This window comes from Mycolicibacterium peregrinum (assembly GCF_001665625.1).
In the GTDB taxonomy this organism is placed as follows: domain Bacteria; phylum Actinomycetota; class Actinomycetes; order Mycobacteriales; family Mycobacteriaceae; genus Mycobacterium; species Mycobacterium peregrinum_B.
Map to the genome: position 1 here is coordinate 1 of NZ_LZSY01000127.1, position 3046 is coordinate 3046.

A 3046-nucleotide genomic window follows, 5' to 3' on the forward strand; every position below is an offset into this window, starting at 1 on the left:
TGGCAGGGTTCGTGCTCACGCTGCGGGATTCTGGGATCAGCGTCCAGATCCCAGATGTCATGAGCCCACCATGGCCGGTCGGTGCAGCGGACCGACACGTACAGGTGCAGGTGCTCGATGAAACTGGCCACGTTGCGCCGAAACCCGGCCGAGGGCAGCCGACCGGTGCGGCGCTCGAACTCGCGTACCCCGTGACGCACGATGGCCTCGGCGCTCAGATCAGCGACACTGACCGGGTAACGCCGGTGCCGTTGGTGGTAGTCGGCGGCGGCGATGCTCAGTGCACCGCTGGTCCATTTCAGCAGCGACGGTTCGATCTTGCGACGTTCTTCGTGTCCACACAGCCACACCCACCACGCGAGCTCCTCGCACAACCGTTGCGGCACACCCTGCGGGGTGAAGTCGTGGCCGTCCGGGGTGGGCCGGTAGCGCGGGTTGCGCTGAAAGACCGTGTTGGCCGGGCCGGTATCCAGGTGATAGACCAGCCTGCGCCACTGCGGCGGCACTTGTTGCCACTGCTGTGTCCACCGATCCCCGGCGGCACCGCGCGTCGGTGGGGTATGCGCTGGTGCAGGACTGTCATTGCCCGTCACGGTTCACCTTCCACCCAGCGACATAGTTCTTCCATTCGGCCAGCGTGCGCATCTCGGCGTCGGCGGTCACCCACCCGTAGGTCGACAACGTGGTCTGCACGTCGGCGTGACCGAGACGACGCATCACCACATGCACATCCACCCCAGCCAGCAACAACGCGGTGGCGTGGGTGTGGCGCAGCCAGTGCGGCGTCCACTGCTCAGGCAGCACGCCGGTTCGGCGCGCGGTGATCAGATCCACCTTGTCGTAGATGGTTTCCGGTCGCAGCGGGGCATAGCGCACGCCTCGCACCAGGTTGACAAACACGAAACACGACGCCAGATCGCCGACCGTGACATCCGCGCCGGCGGCCACCAACTGCCACACGTACTCGCTGTAGAGGGCGACCAGATCGTCGCCGATGTAAATCCGGCGCGGGCCCGATTTCGCGCGCACCCCGTGCGGATGATCATCACGGCCCGCCACCATCACCGATGGGGTACCGCCACCGGCAATATCAAAATCACTGTGGCGCAACGACAACGCCTCACCGAGCCGCATCCCGGTTTCGGCCAACACCGCGAAGAACAACCGGTCACGCAGCCCCGCCCCGCCGCCCGACCATTCACCCGAGACCGTCTGGACACTGCACGCATCCAAGATGGCGTTGACCTGCACCGGCAGCAGCACCGGTGTTTCGGCGCGCTGCAGGCCGCGGAGCCGGTGAATCGGCCCGTCCTGCTCGCGTTTCGGGCCGACCCCGGCCAGAAACGGTGCATAGCGGCCCCGCCGGGACGTACGAGCATGACTGGCGTACAACCGCCGGTAGGGGCGCACCAGGTCATGGGCATTGGCGAAATACCGGTACATCGACAACACCGCCGCACTGCGCGGCAGCAGCGAGGATTCGGCCAATCTCTGCTCCGGTTCACCGATACGGGCCACCCCAGGCAGATCCCCGGTGCGCAGATAAGCCAGGAACTGGCCAAACAGACTGGTGGGGAAGTCATCCCACGCGGTACCGGTACCCTCCAGCACCGTCCACCACGCCGCCAGCCCATAGGCATAGGCGCGCAGCGTGTTCGGTGAGCCCCCTTGGTTGCGCAGAAACGTCAGGTACTCGCGCGCCGGGGCCACGGGCAGCTTGTCGACGCCGACCACCGTGTAGGTGGGTGGCCGGTCCTCAAAGCGCACCCGCTGCACCTGTGCCACCGTCAGCCGCACCCCACCACATTCACGATGGCCTGCCCTTACGGAAATCGTCCAACCGGATCACCTGGGAGCCGCCATCGGCCGGTGGGGCCGCGGTGCGGCCATGGCCGACACTGGCCGCGACCGGATTATGCTCGGCCGCCGGCGCCGGCCGCTGCGTGGCCAAAAACCAATCCAGCACATCAGCGGGATAGATCATCGAATCCCGGGCGCTCAGCATCCGCACCGACGCGCCGCCGTAGCAGCGCTCCACCCACTTACGCAGCAGCCGGGGCCGCTCCGGGACGCGGTCAGCCCACCCCGGTTCCGTCATACCCCACGTGTGCCCGGTATCCGGGTTGATCCGTGAATGCAGCTGGGTGGTCAACATTTTCGCCCGATCCGGCGCGATCAGCCCCGAATCCCGCAGATGCATGATCAACGACCCCAACGACAGACCCCACTTGGCTTTGAGCGGACGCAGATTCAACAGCGACATCACCCGCGGCAACTCACCGGCGATGACCCCTGCCGGGGCCAACAACTCGGTCGCGAACCGGTTTGCCTCCAACTCGTCGGCGGCACTGACCGAGCAATAGGCGTGACTGTGCAACACCAAATGACCGAGCTCATGGGCGACCGTGAACCGGGTCCGCTCCCACGAGTCGCTATCCCTCAACACCAGCAGCGGCCGGTCCCGTAACCGGCCCACCCAACTCGAATACCCCAAATGCCGCTCATCACGAGAACGCCCACCGGTAGCGGCGAATTCGCTTTCCCATTCACCGGCGACCCGGCGCCGGACAATCACCGGAGCACCCAGCCGCTCGGCCTCATACATCAAATCGTCAAGCGGCTCATCGGGTTCCAGTCCCATCGCCTCACGCAGACGTGCTGCGGCCACCGTGATCGAACTGTGTGCCAGCTCATCGGGACTGACCGTCGGAACCTTCACCGGAGGCAGCTTCGACCGGCCATCGAGCTCACCGAGAAAATCGCCTGCCAACGACGCGAACGTCGCCAGAAACTCCTGCTCACCCAACGTCATTGACTTCGGCGCCCGAAACAGCAACTCGTTCGCGGTGATCCGTGTCCGCGGCTCCGAGCTGAAAAACGCTGCAGGAAACCGGAACAACCCCGCCAGCAACGCAACATCGCCGTCGTCGAGCCGCACCGTCAGCGACTTCTCAATCTGGGACTGCCGTGACGTACTCCAGCCTGTGGCTTCCACCACCGACCGTGCCGTCATCCGCCTCAACAACCGGGCCTGCCGGACCCGAGC

Annotated in this window: 2 protein-coding genes and 1 pseudogene; all 3 read right to left on the reverse strand. The window is 65.7% G+C overall.

The annotated features are described in order from the left end of the window. Positions 1-593, reverse strand: a pseudogene (locus tag A5779_RS21120) (tyrosine-type recombinase/integrase); the annotation flags it as partial. Beyond that, positions 580-1785: a tyrosine-type recombinase/integrase gene (locus A5779_RS21125; protein WP_064885316.1), complete on the reverse strand. Its 1206-nt coding sequence runs from the start codon at positions 1783-1785 to the stop codon at positions 580-582. The pseudogene A5779_RS21120 and the gene A5779_RS21125, both read right to left, overlap by 14 nt. Before the next feature lie 22 nt (positions 1786-1807). Continuing rightward, positions 1808-3046 (reverse strand): ImmA/IrrE family metallo-endopeptidase (locus A5779_RS21130; RefSeq protein ID WP_207549103.1); only part of this gene is annotated, 1239 nt, incomplete at its 5' end.